The following is a 23981-nucleotide window of genomic DNA, read 5'->3' on the forward strand; positions in this document are numbered from 1 at the left end:
GACGGTGACCGTACCGCCGCCGCCCGCCGAGCCGCCGACCGTCCAACCGAAGCCGGCGGAGTCAGTGGCGGTGACGGTGACCGATGAGGTCGCGGCCGACGTCGGCGTGCCGCTGATCAAGCCGGAGGAGCTGATCGACAGACCGGCCGACAGGCCGGTGGCCGAGTAGGTCAGCGCTTGGTCGGACGCCGAGTCGGACCCGGCCACCTGCAGGCAGACCGCGGTGCCGACCTTACCGGTCTGGTTGCCGGGGCCAGTGAGACGATCCGTGCATCGCGGATGGCGCGATACGAGCGTCAGTTAAGAGATTTACAGTCGAACTCTGTGATTTTCTCGGCGCCCGAAGCGCCTGCCCGGATGCCGGGATTGCCCGGCGGAAGAGGCCTTGGCAATCAGTCCGGGACCCTTGACTCTTTAGGGTATAAGGAGGATAAAGCGCTGCTGTGCAAAGCAAAGGCATGCCAGTCGGCTGACGCCGGGGTCAATCGAACTGCCAGCGAATGCCGTGCCGACCCGGGCCCACGTCCGCCAGGACGAGCAGCGCGCGATGGTCCTCGTCGAGCGTGAGCAACCGTTCGTTGTCGACCGGGTCCGCATTCGCTCCGGACGACCAGAAATGTACGCAGCGCACAGGCAGCGCGGGCGGCGTGAACTGAATCTCGAGGACGTACTCGCGCACCGCCCTACGAAAGCCGCGCACGTAGAAACCGTCACTGGGATAAGGCTCGCGATGGACGATGCAGTACTCGAGCAGGACGGCCTCACCCTTGCTCAGCGCATGCGGGAACAGCAGTTCGACTGTGCTCAGGCCGGCACTGGGCTCGGCATGCGCTGCGCCCAGTCGACAGCCCCGTACCGGGCGGATCTCCGGCGGCGGACCGCCACGCTGGTCGGTGGTGTGGAAGTAGACGCAACGGTCCGGGCCGTCCTCCGTCGCGCGCAGCACCTCGCGAGTCCGCGTGCCGAGTTCGCCGCCGTGCGCCCCGACTTCGACTCGGTCGTGGTGGCTGACCCGGGTTATCGAACCGGACCAGTGGTTGTCGACCCTCTCCAGGGTTCGCTGGATCGCGTCCGGGTGCGGGACCAGTGCGTCTATCGCCGGCATCTCGACCGGGCGGGACCGCCGACCGCGCGGGCGCGGAGGCTCGAGAAGGCAGGAAAGCGCCCCGGAACCGACACCGAGCACGGTCTCCAACGCACTCAGGGCCGCCAGCGACGTCGGCCGCTCCGGCTGATGCCTCCCCGACTGCCAGAGGCTGAGCGTCGCGGGGCTGATCGGCACTCCGCGCCGCCGCAGCCGGTCCACGATCCGGTCCTGGCTGAGCTTGCTCTCCCGGATCGCGGCCCGCAGCGCGTCCGCGAACGGCCCGGTCCGAAGCAGTTCGTCGAGGCGTGATCCGGGGCGGCCGGCGCGGGGCCCCACGGGCTGCTGCATCATACGTAGCGCTCCCTTCACCGAACGGTCCCGGCACGCCCGCTGAGCGCGGACGCTCGGCCAAGCGTCCCGAGGACGAGTAAGAATACTTTCGGCGCCCGCAACGCGTAATGGGTTTTGCCTTGCACATTTTTGATCGGACTATTGCCTATCAAGCATTTTCATGCAGAAGATAGGCGGCCGATCACGCGTGCGTCAAGGGCTGGCAGTCGGCCGAGTCTCGCCGCGGTCTACACCACTAGCTGCGCAGATGCGGCCCCGAGGGGTTGACGGCCATCTCGCATGAGTGCACAATCGGCGACAACCCACCTGCTCGTTTTTGATCAATAAGCCGGAAAACATGCAGAATCACGCAGTCGCGGAGGACGGTCGCCATGTCCGGTGCAGCACGTCGTCGCAGATCCATCCCCTGGCTCGTCGGAGCCGTCGTCCTGGCAACGGCCACCGCCCTGGTCGCGCCCGCGGCATCGGCGAACGACGGGGTCAACGCCCCCGCCGCCAACTACGACCCGTCGGCCGCCTCGGCCGGCCCGCTCGCCGACACCCCGATGATGGGCTTCAACGACTGGGCCCGCTTCGAGTGCGACTCGCAGGCCCCGCTGCCCGCGCTGGACGGCTCCACCCAACGGATCGACTACTCCTACCAGCAGTTCATGGAGGACCAGGCCGAGGCCCTGTCCGACACCGGACTGATCAATGACGGCTATAAGACCGTCACCGTCGACGACTGCTGGATGTACCGCAACAGCTCGGGGTACCTCCACGGCGCGCTCAACTGGGGCGGAGTCACCGACGTCCGCAATGCCAACGACCAGCCCGGATTCGACTCCGAGTTGACGAGCTACGTCAGCTACCTGCACAGTCTCGGTGCGAGGGCCGGCCTCTATGAGACCTCTGGCACGCACACGTGCAGCACGGCCACTCCGACCTCCCCGAACCTGCCCAACGGCAGCGAGGGCTACGAGCAGAACGACGCGAACTCGTTCGCGTACTGGGGTGTCGACCAGCTCAAGTACGACAACTGCGGCGACAACGCGCCCGTGCAGACGCTCGACACGACGATGTCGAAGGACCTGAAGACCGCGGTGGCCAACCACTCCGGCGCACGCAACATCCTGTTCGACATCTCCGCACCCGCCGGCGAGGGCCCGGGATCAGGGCTCTACTCCGACCTCGACTGGGTGCGCACGCTGGGCCAGACCTGGCGCATCGGCCCGGACATCTGGACGTACGGCGACGGATCGGACCCCTGGGGGCAGCCCTTCAGCTCCGGCGCCTACCAGATGGGCCCGTACGCGAGCTACGACTACGCCCTGGACCTGTCGCGCTACCAGGGACCAGGCAACTGGAACAACCCTGACATGCTGCTCATCGGCGACAACGGCATGACGACCGCCGAGGAGCGCAGCCAGATGTCGCTGTGGTCGATCCTCGGCGCGCCGCTGGTGATCTCCTCGGACGCGCGCAAGTTCGAACCCTCATACATCGCCTCGATCCGGTCCACCAACCCCGCGCTGGCCACGCACCTGACCGACTCCGTGGCGATCCTGGGCAACACCGAGGTCATCGCCGTCGACCAGGACGCGCTCGGGGCCGGTGGATATCGGGTTCTCGGCGGTGCCGCGAACAGCGACGGGACCCCGGACGCCACCTCGGGCTTCGACGTGGTGGTGAAGCCGCTGGCCGACGGCAGCCGCGCTGTGGTCGTGCTGAACAAGGGCGCCTCGACCGCTGGCTACACGCTGAACCTCTCCTCGATCGGCTTCAACTCCGCGGGTTGCACCTACGACGTGCGCGACCTGTGGGCGCACAACACTTCGACCTCAACGGGCTCGGTGCCGCTGTCGATCGCCTCGCACGACTCGGCGATGCTCACGGTGACGCCGGAGAACTCCTGCGGCAGCTTCACTCCGCGCGGCCAGATCACCGCCTCGCGCGACGACTGGGGCAAGGAGTCGCTGTGCCTGGACAACTACCAGGCCGGCTCCGGGACGAACAATCCGGTCGACGTCTATCCCTGCTCCGGCACGGCGAACCAGAAGTGGCAGATGAACTCCGACGGCTCGATCCAACTGCTGCAAGCCAACGCCACCCTGTGCCTGACCGCGCAGAGCGGAACGAGTACCAGCACCGTCAATTCCAGTGACAAGGGACAGTTCGTCGGCGTCGCGCCCTGCGGGTCGGCTCCGGGATACCAGACCTGGGCCTACGACCGCGACGGGAATCTGAAGCTCGGCGGCACGACCGCGAGCGCGGGCAAATGCCTGGACGTCTACGGCGGCTCGACGACGACGCCCACGACACCGGTCGACCTGTACGCCTGTGGCGCCTCGCCCAACTCGATCCAGGTGAATCAGACCTGGGCCGCGCCGTACAGCGCACCGCCGGCAGCCTGACACGCCACATGGCCCTCTTCATTCGCTCGCCAGAGCTGCGGCCAGTGGCGATGCTTCGGGTGCCTGGTCGGGCAGCACGACCGCGGCGGCCGCGGCGGCTTGGGCTAGGCGGCGGGTGAGGGCGGGAGCTAGGCGCAGTATGGCGACGGCGGCCAGGGCGGCGATGGCTAGGCAACCGAGCCAGACGGGGGTGCCGCCGAAGGCGGAGAAGGCGGCACCGCCGGTGAGAGGGGCGAGCACGGCGCTTCCTGACCAGGCGATCTGGTGGATGCCCTGGTAGCGGCCGCGCAGGTGGGCGGGGGCGAGGCGGGCGACGAGGGCGGAGGAGATGGGGGTGCAGCCGATCTCGCCGATGGTCCAGATGACGACGGAGAGTGCGAAGATGCCGACGCTGCCGCCGAGCAACGGAACGGCCATGCCGACGCCGAGGACCACACCCGAGACGGCGAGGACCGGGGCGACCGGGAAGCGTTCGAGCCAGCGGACGAGCGGGAGTTGCAGCGCGACGACGAGCACGCCGTTGATCGCGCTGATGTAGCCGACCTGAGCGGCCGTCAGTCCGTCGTGGGCCATGGCCATCGGCTGGGCGGCGTTGCACTGCTGGAAGACGAGCAGGAGCAGGAAGAAGACGGCGACGAAGGTGATGAAGACTCGGTCGCGGAGCACGGTGGCGAGGCCGTCGGAGGAGGGCGCATCGGTGGCCGCGTTGTTCGAGGTAGGCGACGCCGCGTGCGCAATCGGCGTCGGGGCCGAGCGCGGAGTCGTGTCGCGGACGAAGACGGCGATCAGCAGGACGCACAGGAGCGTGGAGGCGGCGTCGGCGTAGAACAGCGCCAGATAGCCGAATTCGACGACGAGGCCGATGGACAGGCTCGCGACGGCGAAGCCGATGTTGATGGCCCAGTAGTTGAGGCCGTAGGCGCGCACGCGTTGGGCGTCGGGGACGATGTCGGCGATCATGGCGGACGTGGCGGGCCGGAAGGCGTTGGTGACCAGCCCGACGGTGAGCGCGCCGAGGCACAGCCACAGCGGGGAGCGGGCGTATCCGAGAGCGATGATGCTCGCCGCGTTCGCGCTCAGCGAGGCCACGAGCGTGGGCTTGCGGCCGATCCGGTCCGCGAGCACGCCGCCGACCACGCCGGAGACGCTCGCCCCGACCCCGTAGAGCGCGGCGACCACACCCGCGAAGGCGGCGCTGCGGTGCATCGGGCCGGTGAGGTAGAAGGCGAACAGCGGCAGCACGAAGGAGCCGAGCCGGTTGACGAGGGTGCCGAGCCAGATCCACCAGAACGCCCCGGGCAGCCCGCCGAACGCCGAGCGCACGGCCTGGCGCGCGTCACCCACGGCACGCGAGGTCCCCGAAATCCGCATCTTCCGCCCCGTATCCGTAAGAGGTGCAACCGGACCTCGGCAGTATACGGGGGCGGTTCCGCGGCCCGCTAGGAGATTCCCAGGCCCGCGCAGACGACGTCGACGACGCCGCGGACGAAGCGGTCGTCGACGGTGGCGTGGCCCTGCAGCAGGCGATGGTAGATCGGGCCGTACAGCAGGTCGAGTACGAGCTCGATGTCCGTGTCGGGCGGCACCTGCCCGTCGCGGACCGCGGCGTTGAGGATCTCGCGGCCCCGCTCCCGACGGGGCTCGACGAAATGGGCTCGGTACTGAACCGCGAAGTCGGGGTTTGATTGGGCTGCGTTGAGCAGCGCCGCGATGACCCTGGCGTACGGCTTGCTCGCCGCGAGCCGGCTCCACGGGGTGAGCAGGGCGACGAGGTCCGCGCGGACCGAGCCGGATGGCTCGGCCTCCGCCTGCGCGGCGGACCACTGGCGGTAGACGGCGTCGAGCGCCAGGCTCTCCTTCGTCGGCCACCAGCGGTAGATCGTGGCCTTGCTCGCCCCCGCCCGCACGGCGATCGTGTCCATGCTCACCTTGTCGACGCCGTTCTCCAGCATCAACTCGGCGGCCGCGTCGAGGATCGCGACACGGGTGCGTTCGTCACGGGGACGGCCGCGGGCCGGGGGCGCCTCGGTGGTCGTCATGCGTCGTCCCGATCCTCGCCGGGACGGGCGTCCGACCGCGCCAGGGTCTGGAAGAACGAGGCGATGTCGCGGTGCGCGTAGCCGAGGGCACGCGCCTGGGTCAGGGTCCTGTCGAGCAGTGCGGTCGAGGGCAGCGCGGCGTTCAGGACGATCCCCGCGTCGAGGGCGAGGCGGATGTCCTTCTGCATCAGGCTCACGTCGAACCACGCCTGATCGGGGAGGTCGAGGACCAGCGGGCCGCGGGCGCGTACCGCGGGCGAGCCGACCGCGCTGCCGGTGATGACGTCGACGGCGAGCTTCCGGTCGATGCCGCCGCGCTCCGCCAGCAGGACCCCTTCGCTGAGCGCGAGAATCTGCGCGCCGAGGCTGATGTTGACCGCGAGCTTGAGCAGCAGCGCCTGGCCGTTCGCACCGACGTACGTGACGGTGCTGCCCAGTTCGCGCAGCAGCGGCTCGACGCGGTGGAACGTCGCCTCGTCGCCCGCGGCCATGATGACCAGGCTGCCGTCCTCGGCCGCGGGGATGCTGCCGGAGACGGGGGCCTCGATCAGCTCGGCGCCGATCGCGCGCGCCCGCTCGGCGTACTCGCGGCTCAGCTGCGGGCTGACCGTGCTCATGTCGATGTGGACGTGGCCCGCGGAAAGTCCCGCGAATAGGCCATCCGGGCCCTTCATGACGTCCCGCAGCGCATCGTCGTCGGTGATCATGCTGAACGTGATCTCCGCGGCCCGCGCGACCTGGCGCGCCGTGTCGTGCCAGTGCATGCCGCGTTCGATGAGCGCTTCGGCCTTCGCCGGCGTGCGATTGGTGCCGTGCACCTCGTGGCCCGCGTCGAGCAGGCGGCCGGCGATCCGGCTGCCCATCGCGCCGAGCCCGATGAATCCGATGGTGGACATGATTGCTCAGGCCTCCGTTCCGTTCTCGATCTCGGTCACGTCGGCGTGGTCGAGCCGCAGATCAGCGGCGGCGATCAGCGGGTCGACCTGGTCGGCGCGGCGGAATCCCACGATAGCTCCGTCGACCGCCGGATTGCGCAGCGTCCAGGCGACGGCGACGGCCCCCGGGCTGGTCCCGTGCCGCGCGGCGACGGACTTCAGCCGGTCGACGAGCGCGAGGTGCCGGCCGAGCTCCGGCTCGTTGAAGCGCTCGTCGTGCTTGCGCCAGTCGTCCTCGGCGAGCCCGGCGATCCGCTCGCGGGTCATCGCGCCGGTCAGCAGGCCGGAGCCCATCGGCGAGTAGACGATCACGCCGATCTCGGCGGCCTCGGCATACGGCAGGATCTCCGCCTCGACCTCGCGCTCGACCAGGGAGTACTGCGGCTGGAGCGTCTCGACCGGGGCGATCGAGCGGATGCGGTTGAGCTGCTCGGCGTTGAAGTTCGAGACGCCGATGTGCCGCACGACGCCCTGCTCCTTGAGCTCGGCCAGCGCCGCCCAGCCCTCCTCGATGTCCTCGAGCGGGTTGGGCCAGTGGATCTGGTACAGGTCGATCGGCTCGCCGCCGAGCCGCTTCATGCTCGCCTCGGCCTCGCGCAGCACCGAGTCGCGCTTCAGGCTGTGCACGACGCGGCGGTCGGGGCCCTCCAGCAGCGAGCACTTGGTGAACACGTACGGGCGATGTTCGGCGCCGACCCGGGCCAGGGCGCGTCCGACGACCTCCTCCGAGTGCCCGAAGCCGTAGGCCGCTGCGGTGTCGATCCAGTTCACGCCGAGCTCGAGCGCGTGCTCGATGGCCTGGGCGGAGTCCGCGTCCTGCTGCGGACCCCAGCCGAACTCCCAGCCCCCGCCCCCGATCGCCCAGGCGCCGAAGCCGATCCGGGTGATCCGCATGCCGGTCGTTCCGAACGGTGCGGTGCGCAACGTCGTGGTGTTCATGGTCCGCTCCTCCGTAGATATCGAAACTGTACGTTCAGTTTCTATAATCCACCGAGCCGCCGAGATATTCCAGTCCTAGGCGAGTTTTTCCAGATCCGCGCGTTGCACCTGGTGACGGAGGGGAAGACCGTCGACCAGGCGGGCGATCTCCGCCACGACGGCGGCTCCCAGGCGTTCCAGTTCGTTGCCGAGGGAGCCGGCGATATGCGGGGTGAGGAAGACGTTGGGCAGGTGGTAGAGCAGCGAGTCCGCCGGCAGGGGTTCGGGGTCGGTCACGTCGAGGACGGCGTTGAGGCGGCCGGAGGCCAGTTCCTCGGTCAGTGCCTCGTGGTCGATCAGGGCGCCGCGCGCCGTGTTGATCACCGTGGCGCCGTCGGGGATCAGGGCGAGCCGACGGCGGTCCAGCATCCGATGGGTCTCCGGCAGGCTCGGCGCGTGCAGGCTGACGACGTCGCTGCCGCGCAGCAGGTCCTCCAGGGGCAGCAGGGTGACGCCGAGCTCCTCGGCCTCGGCGGGGGTGACGTAGGGGTCTGATAACGAGACGGCGAGGTCGAACGGGCGCAGCAGTTCGAGGAGCCGCCGTCCGACGTGGGACGCGCCGATGATGCCGACGCGGCGGTGATAATTGCCGATCGCCAGGTCCGTGTGGACGACGGTCCGCTTGCGCGAGAAGGCGTTCTTGCCCGCGAGCAGGATCGCGGCGAGCGTGAATTCGGCGACCGGGACCGCGTTGGCGTGCGCGGCGGAGGAGACCAGCAGCCCGCGGTCCCAGCACGCTTGCGTGATGAGACCGCGGACGGTGCCGGCCGAGTGCAGCACGACCCGAAGCCGCGGTGCCCCGTCCAGGGCCTGCCGGTCGATCGGCGGACATCCCCAACCGGTGATCAGGAGTTCGGCCGTGCCGAGCTCCGGGCGGTCGAGGTCGGTGACGACGACGCCGGGGTCGATGTCCACCAGCTCGGACAGGCGCGAGATCACCGGGGGCGGGAAGAGCCTCGGGAGATTCGCGGGGGTCATCGCGAACAGTGCCGTGGGTCGGTCGGTCAAAGCCCTGACTCCGTCTCAGTGCTCCTCGGGCCGCGCACCGGCGGGGACCGCCGCGGGGCGGTCGCACGTGCTGGTGACGGTCGCCGAGTCGCCGCTTCGGGCGGCGGCGAGCAAGGATTCCATGATGTCGAGCACGTGGTACGCGAGTCGACCGTCCGCGCGGTGCGGGCCGCCCTCGGCCAGTGCGCGCGCCAGGTCGGCGACGCCGTAGCCGCGCGCGGCACCCGGATACCCGCCGCGCTCCGCCACGTGCTCCCACTCCTTCGATCCGGCGCGGAACAGCCGCACCTCGCCGTCGAAGCCGTTCGGGTCCGGGACGGACAGCGAGCCGCCGGTCCCGTACACCTCGATCCGGGGCAACGCGCCGGCCCAGACGTCGAAGCTCATCAGGAGTGTGGAGAGCGCGCCGTTCTCGTGTTCCAGAACGCCGGTGACGTGGGTCGCGACCTCGACCGCGAATTCGGTGCCGGCGCGTGGACCGCTGCCGATGATCCGGGTGGATCGCGGGCTAGAACTCATGCCGACCACCCGGCGCACCGGGCCGAGCAGCGTGACGAGCGCGGTCAGGTAGTACGGGCCCATGTCGAGCAGCGGGCCGCCGCCCGGGCGGTAGTAGAACTCCGGCGCCGGGTGCCACCGTTCGTGCCCGGGGGTGACCATGAACGCGCTCGCGGCCACCGGCGCGCCGATCTCGCCGGAATCCAGCACCGCGCGCGCGGTCTGCACTCCGGTGCCGAGCACGGTGTCCGGAGCGCAGCCCACGCGCACTCCGGCCAGGTCCGCGGCCTCCAGCAGGGTACGAGCGTCGGCGGTGGTGGCCGTGAGGGGCTTTTCGCCGTACACGTGCTTGCCCGCGGCGATCGCGGCGTGCGCGACCTCGGCGTGCGCCGCGGGGATGGTCAGGTTGAGTACGAGGTCGACGTCCTCGGCCGCGTAGAGCTCGTCCGGTGCCATCGCGCGTGCACCGGGCACCTCGTCCGCGGCTTCGGCGGCGCGCGCCTTGTCGAGGTCCGCGATCGCGGTCACCCGCACGTTCGGCAGCCGCGGGAAGGTCCGCAGGTAGGCGCCGCTGATCTGGCCCGCGCCCACCAGCCCCACCCGCAGGATCTGACCGTTTGTCATCGTTGTCATCGAGTCGCCCATGCCATCCCCTTCTTGATCATCGAGTCCACCTCGGGGACCTCCAGGTCGGCGAGGTTGTGCCCGATCGCGGTGACGAAGACCCGTCCCGCGCCCCAACGCCGGGTCCAGGTGACGGGCATGACGACGCCCGCGAGTTCCGGATTGTCGGGGTCGTCCTCGTAGTCGGTGACGGCGAGAACCTCGACCGCCGGGTCCATGTGCAGGTAGTACTGCTCGGTCGTGACCGTGAACGGCTCGATTCCGGCCAGCACCGGGTGCTCCGCGTGCTCGGGCAGCGGACGCACCAGGTACGTGGTGAATTCGCGCGGGTGGTGGACGAACTGACCGCCCGTCATCAGCTGGTACCGCGTCTCGCTCCGGAAGGAGTCGATGATGCCGCCGTGCCAGCCGGCGAAGCCGGTGCCGGCGCGCACCGCGTCGGCGAGTCCGACCGCCTGATCACCGGTGATCTGACCCATCGTCCAGCACTGCACGATCAGGTCGGTGGCGGCCAGCAGCTCCCGGTCCAGGTAGCTGTCCAGCGTGTCGCTGACCGTCACCGCGTAGCCGTCTTCCTTGAGCGCCGCCGCGTACCGATCGGAGGCGGGGACCGGCACGTGGCCGCCCCATCCGCCGCGCACGACCAGCGCCGATTTCTGTTGTTCCGTCATGTGCCTTTCTCTCACTAGCTGTCGACGGCCTGAACCTGCGGGCCCTGGCCGACGCCCTGGGCTCCCGTCGCGGCGCCGCCGGCGACACCCTCCACCAGCTGCCGCTGCAGGATCACGAAGACGATCAGGATCGGGATGGCGACGATCACCGTGGCCGCCGCGACCACCGGCCACTGCGAGGAGTACTGGCCGAAGAACGCGAACAGGCCGCGGGTGACCGGCCACAGACCCGGGTCGCTGAGCATGACCAGCGGCAGGATCAGGTTGTTCCAGGCGGCCACGAAGCCGAAGACCCCGAAGGTCGCCAGGGCCGGCTTCATCTGCGGAATGATCATGGTGAAGATGAAGCGCACGTAGCCGCAGCCGTCCATCGCCGCCGCCTCGTCGATCTCCCGCGGGATGGTCTTGATGTACCCGACGAAGAAGAAGAATCCCGCGCCGGCCAGCGAGTTGATGACCAGGTAGCCGAACCGGCTGTTGTAGAGGCCGAGCTTCTGCGCCTCGATGAACAGCGGGATCAGGCCGGCCGGCAGGAACCCGGAGAACACGAAGAACGCGTACAGGGCGTTCGAGTGCTTGAAGTAGCCGCGGGAGATCGGGAAGGCCAGGAACACCCCGAGGACCAGGGTGATCACGTCCGGCACCACGGAGTACAGGATGCTGTTGAGCATCTCCGTGGAGAAGTCGCCCTGCGTCCAGGCCTGGCTGAAGTTCGAGAACGTCCACGGGTGCGGCAGGCCGGTCGGGTCCTGCAGGAAGGACAGGTACGGCTTGAACGCCTGCAGCACCAGGTAGATCAGCGGCAGGGCGAAGAAGCCCACCGAGATCACCAGGCAGAGCAGCTGCGTCCCGCCGACGCGTACGTAGCGCTGGAGCCGGGGCCGCGGCCGGGGCTGGGTCCGCGGTCCGGTCCGGGGCCGCGTCTGGGTCTGAACGGTCACAGCGATACCTCCCGTCGGCGCAGGCCGAACAGCAGGCCGCCGCCGATCACCACGGTGAGGACGAACATGGCTATGGCCACCATCGCGCCGTAGCCGGCCGAGGGCTGCAGCCCGAACGCCTCGTCGAACATGTAGAAGCCGAGCGTCTTGGTGCCGTACTGGCCGTCGGTCATCACCAGGATGAGCGCGTACTCGCCGACGCAGCCCATGGCGGTGAGGAACACGTTGACCGTGGTGGCCGGGGCCAGCAGCGGCCAGGTGATGTTCCAGAACGTCCGCCACCGCCCGGCCCCGTCCATCGAGGACGCCTCGTAGACCTCCTTCGGGATGCGGCGCAGGCCGGCGATGTAGACCAGCATCGTGTAGCCCGTGAACATCCAGACATTGATTAGGATGACGATCGGCAGCGCCCAGGTGCTGCTGCCCAGGAAGGCGTTGGTGCCGCCGAACAGCGCCGAGTACGCCTTCTCCGCCGGTCCCGTCTGCGGATCGAGGACCAGCGAGAACAGCACGCCGACGACGGTCACCGAGAAGATCTGCGGCATGAAGATCAGCGCCCGGTAAAGCCCGTACCCGCGCCGCTTGTGCTGCAGCAGCAGCGCGAGTGCGAGCCCGATGACGATCTGCAGGACCGTCACCCCAACCACGTACTTGAGCGTCGTGATCACGGCGCCGGAGAAGTCGGAGTACGAGCCGCTGAAGGCCGCGCGGTAGTTGCAGAGGCCGCAGAAGTTGAGCGGCGTGCCCGGCTCTCCCGAGTACTGGGTGAACGAGTAGAAGACGGTGGCCAGCGACGGATAGAGGCCGAAGATCAGCCAGCCGATCGACGGGATGGCGATGGAGGCCCAGGGGATCCACCGCCGCGTCCGCCGCGTCCCGAAGGGGCTTGTAGCCATGTGCTCAGTGCCCCACAGTCGACTTGTACGCGCCGGCGGCCTGCGAGAGCGCGTCGCTGGGCGACTGCGAGCCGAACGGCTGCATCGCCGTCAGCACCGGACCGCCCGCCTCCTTGCTCGCGCCGTCCGGGATCCACGGCTGGCTGGAGTTGACGTAGCCGGTGGACGCGTTGGTGGCGAGCCAGTCGGTCCAGGACAGCGTCGGCGTCGGCACGGAGGGCTCCGTGGAGATCGAGCCGGTGGCCTTGATCCAGGCCGCGTACTGGGTCTGCTGGGTGAACAGGTCGATCCACTGCAGCGCCAGCGTCTGGTGCTTGGAGAACGTCGGGACGGTCCAGGACAGGTCGGGGGCGAGCGCCGCGCGGTTCCAGCTCGCCGTGTCGGTGCCCGGGATCGCGAAGAAGCCGAAGTTCAGCTTCGAGTTGTCCTGCGCGATGGTGTTGCCGTCGTACGAGCCGTCCACGAAGAACGCGTAGTTGTCGCTCTGCACGGCCCACTCCCCGGGAGCGCTCTGCGCGGAGGCGCCGCCCGCACCCGGCTCGATGTAGGACATGACCTGCTCGTAGCGCTGGGCGGCCTCCTGGTAGAGCGGGCTGTTCCAGTTCTGCGAACCGTTCAGGAAGTCCTCGGCGCGCTGCAGGTAGACCGACGCGGCCTCGGCGGCCGGCTTGTTCTCCATCAGCAACTGGTTGACGATGCCGGCCCAGATGATGTTCTGGTAGCCGTCCTTGCCGGCCACGTAGATCGGCGTGACCCCGTGCGACTTGAGGGTCTTCAGGTCGTTGATGAACTCGGTGAAGGTGGTCGGCACGGACAAGCCGTACTTGGCCAGGATGTCCTTCTTGTAGAACAGGCCGGTGTTGTTGACGTACTCGGCGACCGTCACGCCGTAGATGCCGTTCTTGTAGCCCATCGTGTACTGCTGCGTGGTCGTGTCGAAGCGCGACATGAACGACTGCTTGGACAGGTCCATGAACTGTCCGTTGGCGATCAGCGCGGCGGTGCCGGACGGCTTCTTGTTGACCGAGGCCGGCGGATAGTCCGCTGGGTTCTGCGCGAACTGCGCCAGGACGTCGACGTTCTTCGAGGCCAGCAGGCTGGCCTGCAGGGTCGGCCAGGCGTTGGCCGCGGTCGGCGCGTCCTCGAGCTGGATGTGCACGCCAGGGTGCTGCTTCTCGAACAGGGCGTCGACCGCCTGTGTCTGCGCGACGGCCGCCGGGTTGGTCCACTCGGCGATCACGAGGGTGTCCGCCGGGTTGCTGCTGCCGCTGCTACACGCGGTCAGTCCGGCGGCGATCGTCACGCCGGCGGTAACGGCGGCGACAAGACGACTGGGACGGGTATTTCTGGCCATGACGGCTCCTCACAACTTTGTGGAGAGTGGGATCACGGCCGACGGCGGAGTGCGCGCTCGGTGCGGCACCCCTGTTCTGGAGGCTTCCGCAGTATTGAGGCGCTCGCGCGGCAGGGTCAAGGCTTGCGGACGCCTAATGACTTATCTGACGGCCCAGGCCTGTAAGTGGCTACCTTTTATATGTCATACGGGCAGGTCAGAGTGCTCCGTACGGAAAACCTCGGAACACGTCTTGTCGCAGTAACACTCTTGGTATTACATAACCCGCACGCCGCCGACGGCGTGCTGGAGGCCAACCCACCCGTTCACCGACACCCCTTTGGAGGGGAGCCGAATGCTGCACACGGTTCGACGTGGAGCGGCCCCACTACTCTGTTGCTTCGCCGCCACGCTGCTCACGGCCCAGTTCGCCGCCGCCGACTCGACGAGTCCGACAACCGCGACGAAGGCCGGGTCCTCGCAGAACGAGCTCTGGTCCACCCAGCTGCAGTTCGACAACAACGGCACGCCGTGGTCCACCGCTGATTTCGCGGCGCTCAAAGCCAAGGGCATCAACAGCGCCGAGCTCAACATGCCGTGGGGGTCGCTCGAGCCCTCGGAGGGCACGTTCAGCTTCACCGAACTGGACCAGGAGCTGGCCGGCGCCAGCGCCGCGGGGATCCGGCTCGTGCCGATCTTCTGGCAGTCCGGCTGGCGCGGCAGCCCCGCGCCCTGGATCACCGACCTCGAGGTGACCAGCACCGGCGGCACCGGCATCGCGCCCGCCTGGTGGGATCTCAGCGAACAGTCCGCGTATTTCACGTATGTGACGACGACCATCAAGCACATCGCCAGGAACCCGGGTTACGGCGGATCGAACCTGAACTACGGCCGGCTCGACGCCCAGTGGAGCAACAACGGCGACGGCGGTTGGGCCGCGGCCGACATCGCGTACTTCCACAGCACCTGGCTGCCCGCCACGTACGGCACCATCGCGAACTTCAACACCAAGAACGGAACCGGCTACGCGTCCTTCGACGACGTTCCGGCGGCCGTTCCCGGCGCCGCGCTGGCGAACGTCTACCAGGACTTCCGCCAGTGGAGCGTCGAGGCTACGTACGGCAGCCTCACCGCCGACATCCGTCGGTTCACGAACACGCCGCTGTACTACTACTTCGGCGGGCACATATCCAACGCCCCCGACATCGGCAACCTGCCTGACGTGTTCTTCAACCTGGCCAGACGGTACAACGTCACCATCCTCGAGGACGCGGCCGCGTCGCCCGGCCTGTCGCTGACCTTCGCCAGCCTGGCGCGCGCCTACCACGTCAAGCTGGCGATGGAATGGACGCCCACGACCGAGAACCTGTATCCGACCGAGGCGGCGCAGTGGCTGGCGAACTACGCCATGGAACTGCCGGAGGGCGGCGGCGAGGACTTCTTCATCCACGACGGCACCACCAAGGACGTGGTCGGATACCCGATCTTCACGTCCTGGCTGCCGGTGCTGCAGAACATTTCCGGCTCCTACCCGCAGCAGCCGGTCGCGGTCTACATCGACTACTCCACGGCGTGGGGCAACGCCTCGGGCGGCAGCCTCTCCAGCGTCGAGAACGCGATCGCCGCGCTGTGGGCCGGCTACCAGTCCGGGTTCGCCGTGGTGACGAGTGACGAACTGGCCAACCACGCGGACAGCCTGTCGCACTACCGCGCCGTGCTCCCGCTGAACGGCGTGGACGCCAACCTGACGGCGTATCAGCAGGCCGGCGGAACGCTGCTGACCAGCGGCTCGCAGCTCAGCCAGTACGCCCCGGCGTACGCGCAGCTGACCAGCGCGCACGCGCTTCAGGTCGTCCCGGCGACCGCCTTCAACCACCGCAGCGCCACCGTGACGCTCGGCGAGGTCAACGCGTACTTCGGCTACACCGGCTCGGTCACGCTGAACCCGGCCGGGCTCAACCTCGTCGGCGGCACGTACCACGTGGTGGACGCGCTCACCGGGAACGTCCCGGCGCAGACGACGCTCGGCGACGGCAGCGTCTGCGTCCCGGTGACCATGGCCTCCGCCCAGCTCGACCAGTGGAACGTCGTCCCGGGAGCGGCGCCCGCCGGCACCCCGGTGCCGGCCACCTGCCCGGTCACCAGCGGCGGCTCGAGCAGCGTCACCGCCGACGCCGCGGACGACCCCACGGGTGCGGGCTCGGGCCTCGTCTTCCTCAACGTCGGAGCCACCGGCGCGGGCGCGGACGGCAACCTGACCGTCACCACGCAGGGCGGCCAAGCGGCCTTCGAGACCTGGACCACCGCGCAGACCGGTGTCGGCAGCGCGAACGCCTACCTGCAGATCGACCCGTCCAGCCAGGTCTACACGGCGTCGACCGTCACGGCGACGGTGACCTACTGGTCGGTCGCGGGACAGGGGTTCCAGGTGCAGTACGACGCGCCGAGCAGCGCGTACCTGGGCGGGCCGACCGTGGCCGGCAGCGGAACGGGCAGTTGGCAGACGGCGACCGTCACGCTGACCGGACCGCAGTTCGCGGAGGCGCAGAACCTCAGCGCCGACCTGCGACTGGCCGCGACCAACACCAACCTGCCGCTCTACATCAGCAGTGTGACGCTCGCTGCCGGCAACTGACGCAGTAGAACCGATCCCGAAGGGACCGCTCCACCCATGCACGACGATCGCAAGCTGGTAGAAGACCGCATCACGCGGTACCTCACTCAACTGGTCCGACCCGCCCTCTACACCGCCCAGGCGAAGCTGAACGTCAAGGCCTGGCACGTGCCCGGCGAGCCCGTGCCGGTGGCCGAGGTGCTGCAGGTACCGGATGCCGACTACCTGCCGTTCGCCGTCGGCGAGCCGTGGGGCGGTCCCTGGTCCACCACCTGGTTCCGCTTCTCCGGCGAGATCCCGCCGGAGTGGGCCGGCCGGCGGGTGGAGGCCGTGATCGACCTCGGATTCGACGTCCAGCGCGGACCCGGCGGACAGGCGGAGGGCCTGGTGCACACCCTCGACGGGCGCGCGCTGCACGGCCTGCACCCGATGAACCGGGCCGTGCTCATCGCTGCTAGCGCCGACGCCGGAACCCGGGTCGACTTCCTCGTCGAGGCCGCCGCCAACCCCGGCATCCAGAGCGCGGAGGGCCGCAACACGCACTTCGGCGACCTGGCCACGGCCGGCGACACCCCGCTCTACCGCCTCGTCTCCGCCGACCTGGCGGTGCGCGACGAGGAGGTCTGGCAACTGATCCACGACGTCGAGGTGCTCGACCAGCTGATGCGCGAACTCGACCTGGCGAGCCCGCGCAGGCACGAGATCATGCGGGCGCTGGAGCGCGCCGCGGACGCGACCGACCCGCGGGACGTGCCCGGCACGGCCGCCGCGGCGCGCGGCGAACTCGTCGAGGTGCTCTCCAGCCCCGCGTACGGCGCGGCGCACCGGATCAGCGCCGTCGGCCACGCGCACATCGACTCGGCGTGGCTGTGGCCGATCCGGGAGACGGTGCGCAAGTGCGTGCGCACCTTCGCCAACGTGCTCTCGCTCACCGAGGAGTACCCGGAGCTGGTCTTCGCCTGCTCATCGGCGCAGCAGTACTCCTGGGTCAAGCAGCACCGGCCCGAGCTGTTCGAGCGGATCCGCAAGGCGGTCGGCGAGGGCACGTTCGTCCCCGTCGGCGGCATGTGGGTGGAGGCCGACGGCAACATGCCCGGCGGCGAGTCGCTGGCCAGGCAGCTGATCTACGGGCGGCGCTTCTTCGCCGAGGAGTTCGGCATCGAGCAGGACGGCGTCTGGCTGCCCGACTCCTTCGGCTACACGGCCGCGTATCCGCAGCTGGCGCGGCTGGCCGGGGCCGAGTGGTTCCTGTCGCAGAAGCTGCACTGGAGCGAGACCAACGAAATCCCGCACCACACCTTCGAGTGGGAGGGCATCGACGGCACCCGCATCCTGACGCACTTCCCGCCGATCGACAGCTACAACGCGGAGCTGACCGGCCGTCAGCTCGCGCACGCGCAGTCCAATTTCCGCGACAAGGGCGTCGCCAGCACCTCGCTCGCGCCGTTCGGGCACGGCGACGGCGGCGGCGGACCCACCCGGGAGATGCTGGAGCGCGCGCGGCGGCTGCGCGACCTGGAGGGCTCGCCGCGGGTGGAGATCCAGAACCCGTCGGAGTTCTTCCAGACGGCTCAGGCGGAGTATCCGGCGGCTCCGGTCTGGCGCGGCGAGCTCTACCTCGAGTACCACCGCGGCACCTACACCAGCCAGGCCAGGACCAAGCGCGGCAACCGGCGTTCCGAGGCCCTGCTGCGCGAGGCGGAGCTGTGGTCGGCGACGGCGGCCGTGCGCACCGGCGCCGCCTATCCGTACGAGGAACTCGACGAGCTGTGGCAGCAGACGCTGCTGCATCAGTTCCACGACATCCTGCCCGGCACGTCCATCGCCTGGGTGCACCGCGAGGCCGAGCAGGTCTTCGGCCGGATCCACGAGCGGCTCGAGGCGCTGATCTCCCGTGCCGCCGCGGCCCTCGGCGCGGGCACCGGCACCGGCACCGGCGAGGCGACGGGCGTGCTCAACGCGGCGGCGCACGATCGCCGCGAGGTGGTCCTGCTTCCCAGCGCTCCCCCGTCCGGCGTCGCCGCGCAGCCCCTGTCCGACGGGCGGCACGCGGCGGCGGCATCGGCCGGCGCCCTCGGCGGCGGCACGCTGCTGACGGATCTGCACGAGCTGTCGCCGGTGACCGTGACCGCGATCGCAGCGGGCGGATACCTGCTGGCCAACGGGCTGATCGAGGCGCACGTCGACGCCGACGGCCTGCTCCGCTCGGTGCGCGACGTCGTCACCGGCCGGGACGCGATCGCCCCGGGCGGCGCCGGCAACCTGCTCCAGCTGCACCGCGACGAGCCGAACCTGTGGCCCGCCTGGAACCTCGAACGCCACTACCGCAACACCCGGCAGGACCTGACGGCCGATCAGGGCGCTCCGGCGACGGTCTCCCTCATCGAGGACGGGCCGCTGCTGGCCGTCGTCCGCGTCGAGCGGCCGTTCGGGGAGTCGAGCCTGGTCCAGGAGGTGCGCCTGGCGGCCGGGGCGCAGCGCCTCGACATCGCCACGGACATCGACTGGCGCGAGCGCAGCGCCGTCCTCAAGTCCGCCTGGCCTTTCGACGTGCACGCCGAGCACACCTCGGCGGAGATCCAGTTCGGCCACCTCAACCGGCCCACGCACGAGAACACCTCGTGGGACGCGGCGCGGTTCGAGGCGTGGGCCCATCGCTGGGTGCACGTGGGCGAGCACGGCTGGGGCGCGGCGCTGATCACCGACTCGACCTACGGTTACGACGCCTCGCGGCAGACCCGGCCGGAGGGCGGCAGCACCACCATCGTGCGGCTGACGCTGCTGCGTGCGCCGAACTCCCCGGACCCGCAGGCCGACCTCGGACGGCACCGCTTCACGTACGCCGTGGTTCCCGGCGCCGACACCCGCGTCGCGCTCGCGCAGGCCCACGCGCTGAACCTGCCGCTGCGGCCCACCGCGGCGGGCGACGACCCGCGGCCGCTGGTCGTCGTGGACAGTCCCGACGTGGTCGTGGAGAGCGTGAAGCTCGCCGACGATCAGTCGGGGGACGTGGTGGTGCGGCTGTACGAGGCCCGCGGCGGCCGGGCGAGCACGAGCCTGACGGTCGGGTTCCCGGTGGCGCGGGTCCAGGAGACGAACCTGCTGGAGAAGCCGACCGCCGAACTGCCGCAGCAGGCCGGCGCGTTCGACCTGACGCTGCGTCCGTTCCAGATCCGCACGCTGCGCCTGACCCCGGGCACGGCAGATGCCTGACCTGCCCACCATCGCCGGCGTGGCACCGGGTGCCGAGGGGCACCCGGTGCTGCGCCGGTGGGCCGACGGTGAGGGCCCGCAGGCGCTGCGGGCCTCCATCGTGCTGCTCGCCGCCGAGGGCCTGCGCAACGCGGATATCGCGCGGCGCCTCGGCGTCTCCCGGCAGACCGTGACCACCTGGCGGCAGCGCTACGCCGCCGAGGGGGTCGACGGTCTGCGGGACCGGGTACGCACCGGCCGTCCGACGGCGGTGGACGAGGGCGAGATCGTGGTGAGCGTGCTGACGGCGACACCGGACAGCCGGACGTCGCGGCTGCTGGCCCGCCGGCTCGGCTGCTCGCACACCGTCGTCGCCGAGACCCGCCGCCGCTGGAACCTGACCGGCAGCCAGCTCGCCATCCCGAGCGTGCCGGTGAGCCCCGCGCTGGAACCGAGCGACCTGTGGCTGGTCGGCCTGCACCTCGACGCCGAGTGCACGCTGCTCGTCCTCGCCAGCCGTCCCGCCTCTCCGGTGCCGCCGCCCCCGGGTCCGGTCCTCGACCCGTACGCGCTGGCCACCGTCAGCACCGCGATGACGAATGCCGCCACGGCCGCGGCGGAGGCGCCCGAGCCGCCGGCGCCCGATCCCGAGGGCGTGGTCTCCTTCCTGGACGCGGTACGCCGCACTCACGCGCAACCGGAGTTGCACGCCGTGATCCTGCGCCCGCAGCCGCCCGGCGTGTGGGAGGCGCACATCGAGCGGCGCTGCGCGCGGCTCGGCATCACGGTCCACCAGCCGCCCGAGCGGACCGGTGAGATCTCCTTCGTGCGCGCGATGCTGGCGCTGGACGCCGCCCGGCACCCGGAGTCCTCGACGCGCGTGCTGCTCGACCTCGCCTCCGCCCTCGGCCGCTTCGCGGACGGCGCCGCGCGCAGCCGGGTCCGCTGGATCCGCGAGCCGCTGCCGGTGTCGAACGGCGCCCGCTCCGCGCCGCCGGTCCAGTCGCCGTCGGCCGGCGGCGGGGCCAATCAGATCGACCTCGGCTCCTTCAACGAGTGCGTGGTCATCGAGACCGTGCGCCTGGAGGGCCCGATCACCCGCGGCGAGATCGCCGAACGCACCCGGCTCACCCAGCAGTCCGTCTCGCGCATCTCCCGCTCGCTGATCCAGCGCGGCCTGCTGGTCGAGGAGCGCCGCCGGCACTCGGCCGTCGGCAAGCCGAGCAGCCCGGTCCGGCTGCGCGACGACGCGGCGCACGCGCTCGGCATCCACATCGATCCCAATGTGCTGACGGCGGTGCTCGTCGACCTCTCGGGCCGCATCGTCGCCCGGAACGCCGAGCCGATCACCTCGGACCCGCGCCCGGGCGCGGTGGTGACGCAGATCGCGGACCTCGGCGAGACAGTGCTCGAACAGGCCGGGCGCGGCCGCTGGGAGCAGGGCTTCCTCGGCATCGGCGTGGCCACACCCGGCCCGGTGGACACGGTCTCCGGCACGGTGCTCGACCCGCCGCTGATGTCGGTGCTGCGCGACGTGCCGCTGCGCACGCTGCTCGAGCGGCGCTTCTCCTGCCCGATCGTGATCGAGAAGGACTGCTCGGCCGCGGCGGTCGGCGAACGCTGGATCGGCCGCGGCAGCCGCGCGCGCGACTTCGTCTACCTCTATCTGGGGACGGGCGTGGGGACCGGGCTTTTCCTCAACGGCGACCTCTACCGCGGACTGACCGCGAACGCCGGCGAGTTCGGCCAGCTCTGCGCCGTGACACTCGGCCGGATCGACGCGTCCGGACGGCCCGAACTGCTGCTGGAATGCAACCCGGGGAGCTTCCTCCCGGCGGACCAGCCCTCGCGCACGGCCGCGCGTCAGCAAAGTCGCCTGACGGTTCGTCAGGCGGCGAAGGCCGTGGGCAAGGGCGTGCTCGCCCTGATCGATCTGCTGGACATCGACCTCGTCGTGATCGGCGGGCCCTTCTTCACCGAGGACGTCGCCGAGATCTACCTCACCGAGGTCGAGCACGCGGTCAACGCCTACCCCACCGCGCGACGGCTGCGCCGCGTCCGGGTCGAGCGCTCCGTCAGCAGCAGCGAGGCCGTGGCCGTCGGCGCCGCCTCCACCATCTTCCACTCCACCTTCACGCCCCGCCTGCGCCGCACCCTGTGAGGACGAGAGCCATGACGCAACTGCGACTGCCTCCCGAAGACCGTGACCTGTCCCCCCGCACCGGCTGGACCAGGGACCACTGGGAGGCGGTGGCCGATCACTGGCTGCTGACCGCCCGTCAGCACGCCTCGCCCTCCGGCGGTCTGATCACCCCGCCCGGCAGGCCCTCGGGGGCGGGCATCCGCAGCGACGGGATCGAGGGGTTCGCGCGCAGCTTCCTGATCGCGGCGCCGCTGCTGGCCGGCCGGGCCGATGATCCGCACGACCACGCGGGCTGGTACGCGCGCGGCCTCGCCGCCGCGATGGAGCCCGGCGGTCCCGACCACTGGGGCCGGGCCATCGGCGTCGACGAGTTGCGGATCAGGCGCTGGAGCGGGACGCCGCAGCCGATCGTGGAGGCGGCGAACCTCGCGTTCGGTCTCGCGCTCAGCCGCGAGCGGGTCTGGGACCGGCTGGACGGCAAGCTGCGCGATCAGCTCGCCGACTGGCTCACCCACCACGCCACCAAGCACGGCTCGGACAACAACTGGCTGCTGTTCACCGCGGTCATCGAGGCGTTCGTGCGCTCGGTCGGCTACGACGTGCCCGGCGGCCACGCGCAGCCCGACGTCGACCGCGCCGAGTCCTGGTATCTCGGCGACGGCTGGTACAACGACGGCCCGATCAGCGCCGTGACCGGACACGGAAACCGCGTCGATCACTACAACTCGTGGGTCATCCAGACGTTCCTGTGGCAGTGGTACGAGCTCACCGATCAGCCGTCCGAGCGGCGGGAGCTCTTCCGTGCCCGGCTCGGTGAGTTCGCCGATTCCTACGCGCTGCTTTTCGCCGCCGACGGTTCCCCGCTGCACCACGGCCGCTCGCTGACGTACCGGCAGGCGGTGCTCGGCGGGCTGTGGGCGGCGGGCCTGGCCGGGGTCGGCAACGAGTCGCCGGGCGCGATACGCCGCCTGGCCTCCGGAGTCCTGCGCCACTACACGGACCTCGGCGTGGGCGTCGATGGACCGCCGACTCTCGGCCACGGCGCCGCGCAATTCCTGCCGATGTGCCAGGTCTACAGCGGCCCCGGCTCGCCCTATTTCGCCGGGATGGGCTTCCTCGGCCTGGCCGCCCCCGCAGACCATCCGCTGTGGACCGAGCGCGAGCGGCCGCAGCAGTCCGAGCGGCACGAAGACCATGTCAGGACGCTGCATGGCGTGGGCTGGGTGGTCCAGTCCGGCGACGGCGTCGTGCGGATCGCCAATCACGCGAGCGACCACATCGACGATCCGGACCGGGAGAACGGCGACCCGAACTACGCCTCGATCGGCTACTCCACGCACACCGCGCCGGGCGTCGGCGACGCGTGGACCGATGGCGTGGACGGCCAATTGGCGCTGGTCGACGAATGGGGCCGGTCCACGCAGCGAGCAGGCCTGCGCGGCACCGCGACCGGCGACGGCTGGGCCGCCTCCTGGTACCGACCGCGCTTCGGCGGCACAGACCTGCCGGGCGCGCGCGTGGTCACACTCTCAGTGCTGCATCAGGGCACGGAGTTGCGCGCCCACCTCGTCACGGCCCCCGCGGGCTGGACAGCGCGCGAGGGCTCCTTCGCGCTCGCGGACGCGCGCGAGCCGGTCGTCGTAGACACGCTGGTGCACAGCGGCGATCTGACCGTCGACCTGGTACCGCTGCACGGCTGGACCGGCGCCGGCGTCGCCCGCTACCAGGGCGGCAACGCGTTCGGCGAATACAGCGCGGTCCCTTACCTGACCGCCGCCCCGGCTCCGGACCTGCCGACCTTGTACGTGTCGCTGCACCGCCTCGGCCGCACCGCGAGCGTTCCCGTGCCGGTCCAGGTGACGGTGGTCAGAGATCAGCTCGCTGCGACCTGGACCGACGGCCGTCGCGACGAGTTCGCAGTAGGCGAACTGTTCTAGAGCCTGGCTGACGACTCGGTTCAAGCGCTCCCGGGCCGTCCGCGAAGTACCGTGCAGCCAACTCTACGAAGGTGTCCTGGGCGGCCCGCGCTCTCTCCTGTGCGGCACTTACTTCAGTGGAATCAGCGGCTTCCTTGATCTGGTAGGCCGTGTTCACCATCGCCTGCGCGGCTTCGTTGATGTCGGGGTCAGGTAGGAGAACCTTGAGCATCGTCCTGGGTTGGGTGATCGCGGCTCGCATCGCATGGGAATCGCGCCGCAACTGCGCCTGTTCATCCGCACTGGCCTGGCCGACACGAGCTTGCCCGCGCCTGCGCATCGCGCGGCGATAGTCAGCCGCC

Annotated in this window: 17 protein-coding genes; 5 read left to right on the forward strand and 12 right to left on the reverse strand. The window is 70.1% G+C overall.

The window, feature by feature from the left end; genetic code table 11:
- Window positions 1-300, reverse strand: a 300-nt coding sequence (locus VG296_RS01410; protein WP_414641041.1) for a putative Ig domain-containing protein, incomplete at its 3' end; no start/stop codon positions are given.
- A 181-nt stretch (window positions 301-481) separates the two neighbouring features.
- On the reverse strand, window positions 482-1438 hold the full coding sequence (locus tag VG296_RS01415; RefSeq protein WP_325562166.1) for a helix-turn-helix transcriptional regulator: 957 nt from the start codon (window positions 1436-1438) through the stop codon (window positions 482-484).
- Window positions 1439-1809: 371 nt separating this feature from the next.
- Between VG296_RS01415 and VG296_RS01420 the strand changes: the two genes are divergently transcribed.
- Window positions 1810-3831 carry an alpha-galactosidase gene (locus VG296_RS01420; RefSeq protein ID WP_325562168.1) on the forward strand — a complete coding sequence of 674 codons (2022 nt, stop codon included), beginning with the start codon at window positions 1810-1812 and terminating at the stop codon, window positions 3829-3831.
- A gap of 18 nt (window positions 3832-3849) precedes the next feature.
- Here the strand turns inward: VG296_RS01420 and VG296_RS01425 are convergent, their stop codons facing one another.
- The 10 genes from VG296_RS01425 to VG296_RS01470 all read right to left on the reverse strand — a co-directional run bounded on the left by VG296_RS01425 (window position 3850) and on the right by VG296_RS01470 (window position 13775).
- Complete coding sequence (locus tag VG296_RS01425) at window positions 3850-5202, reverse strand: MFS transporter (protein WP_325562170.1); 1353 nt, start codon at window positions 5200-5202, stop codon at window positions 3850-3852.
- A 68-nt stretch (window positions 5203-5270) separates the two neighbouring features.
- The gene (locus VG296_RS01430; RefSeq protein WP_325562172.1) at window positions 5271-5870 is read right to left on the reverse strand and encodes a TetR/AcrR family transcriptional regulator; all 600 of its coding nucleotides are present in this window, start codon (window positions 5868-5870) and stop codon (window positions 5271-5273) included.
- Window positions 5867-6766, reverse strand: a complete 900-nt coding sequence (locus tag VG296_RS01435) for an NAD(P)-dependent oxidoreductase (RefSeq protein ID WP_325562173.1) — start codon at window positions 6764-6766, stop codon at window positions 5867-5869. Before VG296_RS01435 ends, VG296_RS01430 begins: the two co-directional genes overlap by 4 nt.
- Window positions 6767-6772: 6 nt before the next feature.
- Window positions 6773-7744, reverse strand: a complete 972-nt coding sequence (locus tag VG296_RS01440; RefSeq protein ID WP_325562175.1) for an aldo/keto reductase — start codon at window positions 7742-7744, stop codon at window positions 6773-6775.
- A 75-nt stretch (window positions 7745-7819) separates the two neighbouring features.
- Window positions 7820-8791 (reverse strand): hydroxyacid dehydrogenase, encoded by a 972-nt coding sequence (locus tag VG296_RS01445; RefSeq protein WP_325562176.1) that lies wholly within the window; start codon window positions 8789-8791, stop codon window positions 7820-7822.
- Window positions 8792-8806: 15 nt separating this feature from the next.
- Window positions 8807-9922 carry a Gfo/Idh/MocA family oxidoreductase gene (locus VG296_RS01450; protein ID WP_325562178.1) on the reverse strand — a complete coding sequence of 372 codons (1116 nt, stop codon included), beginning with the start codon at window positions 9920-9922 and terminating at the stop codon, window positions 8807-8809.
- Entirely contained in the window at window positions 9919-10584 is a 666-nt protein-coding gene (locus VG296_RS01455) for a ThuA domain-containing protein (RefSeq protein ID WP_325562180.1), read from the reverse strand. The genes VG296_RS01450 and VG296_RS01455 overlap by 4 nt, the downstream gene beginning before the upstream one ends.
- Window positions 10585-10598: 14 nt before the next feature.
- The gene (locus VG296_RS01460; protein WP_325562182.1) at window positions 10599-11525 is read right to left on the reverse strand and encodes a carbohydrate ABC transporter permease; all 927 of its coding nucleotides are present in this window, start codon (window positions 11523-11525) and stop codon (window positions 10599-10601) included.
- On the reverse strand, window positions 11522-12421 hold the full coding sequence (locus VG296_RS01465; protein WP_325562184.1) for a sugar ABC transporter permease: 900 nt from the start codon (window positions 12419-12421) through the stop codon (window positions 11522-11524). The genes VG296_RS01460 and VG296_RS01465 overlap by 4 nt, the downstream gene beginning before the upstream one ends.
- Window positions 12422-12425: 4 nt before the next feature.
- A complete protein-coding gene (locus tag VG296_RS01470) occupies window positions 12426-13775 on the reverse strand; it encodes an ABC transporter substrate-binding protein (protein WP_325562187.1) in 1350 nt (449 codons plus the stop codon).
- 334 nt (window positions 13776-14109) lie between these two features.
- Between VG296_RS01470 and VG296_RS01475 the strand changes: the two genes are divergently transcribed.
- Genes VG296_RS01475 through VG296_RS01490 form a run of 4 tightly spaced genes read left to right on the forward strand, consistent with a single transcriptional unit; the run spans window position 14110 to window position 23640 of the window.
- On the forward strand, window positions 14110-16389 hold the full coding sequence (locus tag VG296_RS01475; RefSeq protein ID WP_325562189.1) for a glycoside hydrolase family 42: 2280 nt from the start codon (window positions 14110-14112) through the stop codon (window positions 16387-16389).
- A gap of 36 nt (window positions 16390-16425) precedes the next feature.
- Entirely contained in the window at window positions 16426-19581 is a 3156-nt protein-coding gene (locus VG296_RS01480; protein WP_325562191.1) for an alpha-mannosidase, read from the forward strand.
- Complete coding sequence (locus tag VG296_RS01485; protein WP_325562192.1) at window positions 19574-21721, forward strand: ROK family protein; 2148 nt, start codon at window positions 19574-19576, stop codon at window positions 21719-21721. Before VG296_RS01480 ends, VG296_RS01485 begins: the two co-directional genes overlap by 8 nt.
- 11 nt (window positions 21722-21732) lie before the next feature.
- A complete protein-coding gene (locus VG296_RS01490; protein WP_325562193.1) occupies window positions 21733-23640 on the forward strand; it encodes a DUF2264 domain-containing protein in 1908 nt (635 codons plus the stop codon).
- Window positions 23641-23981 lie beyond the last annotated feature (341 nt).

Source organism: Actinospica sp., from assembly GCF_035552695.1.
Taxonomy (GTDB): Bacteria; Actinomycetota; Actinomycetes; order Streptomycetales; family Catenulisporaceae; genus Actinospica.

Bases quoted from the DNA above. Each gene is read 5' to 3' on its own strand.
- VG296_RS01415 (WP_325562166.1), bottom strand. From the start codon at position 1,438: ATGATGCAGCAGCCCGTGGGGCCCCGCGCCGGCCGCCCCGGATCACGC.
- VG296_RS01420 (WP_325562168.1), top strand. From the start codon at position 1,810: ATGTCCGGTGCAGCACGTCGTCGCAGATCCATCCCCTGGCTCGTCGGA.
- VG296_RS01425 (WP_325562170.1), bottom strand. From the start codon at position 5,202: ATGCGGATTTCGGGGACCTCGCGTGCCGTGGGTGACGCGCGCCAGGCC.
- VG296_RS01430 (WP_325562172.1), bottom strand. From the start codon at position 5,870: ATGACGACCACCGAGGCGCCCCCGGCCCGCGGCCGTCCCCGTGACGAA.
- VG296_RS01435 (WP_325562173.1), bottom strand. From the start codon at position 6,766: ATGTCCACCATCGGATTCATCGGGCTCGGCGCGATGGGCAGCCGGATC.
- VG296_RS01440 (WP_325562175.1), bottom strand. From the start codon at position 7,744: ATGAACACCACGACGTTGCGCACCGCACCGTTCGGAACGACCGGCATG.
- VG296_RS01450 (WP_325562178.1), bottom strand. From the start codon at position 9,922: ATGACAACGATGACAAACGGTCAGATCCTGCGGGTGGGGCTGGTGGGC.
- VG296_RS01455 (WP_325562180.1), bottom strand. From the start codon at position 10,584: ATGACGGAACAACAGAAATCGGCGCTGGTCGTGCGCGGCGGATGGGGC.
- VG296_RS01465 (WP_325562184.1), bottom strand. From the start codon at position 12,421: ATGGCTACAAGCCCCTTCGGGACGCGGCGGACGCGGCGGTGGATCCCC.
- VG296_RS01470 (WP_325562187.1), bottom strand. From the start codon at position 13,775: ATGGCCAGAAATACCCGTCCCAGTCGTCTTGTCGCCGCCGTTACCGCC.
- VG296_RS01475 (WP_325562189.1), top strand. From the start codon at position 14,110: ATGCTGCACACGGTTCGACGTGGAGCGGCCCCACTACTCTGTTGCTTC.
- VG296_RS01480 (WP_325562191.1), top strand. From the start codon at position 16,426: ATGCACGACGATCGCAAGCTGGTAGAAGACCGCATCACGCGGTACCTC.
- VG296_RS01485 (WP_325562192.1), top strand. From the start codon at position 19,574: ATGCCTGACCTGCCCACCATCGCCGGCGTGGCACCGGGTGCCGAGGGG.
- VG296_RS01490 (WP_325562193.1), top strand. From the start codon at position 21,733: ATGACGCAACTGCGACTGCCTCCCGAAGACCGTGACCTGTCCCCCCGC.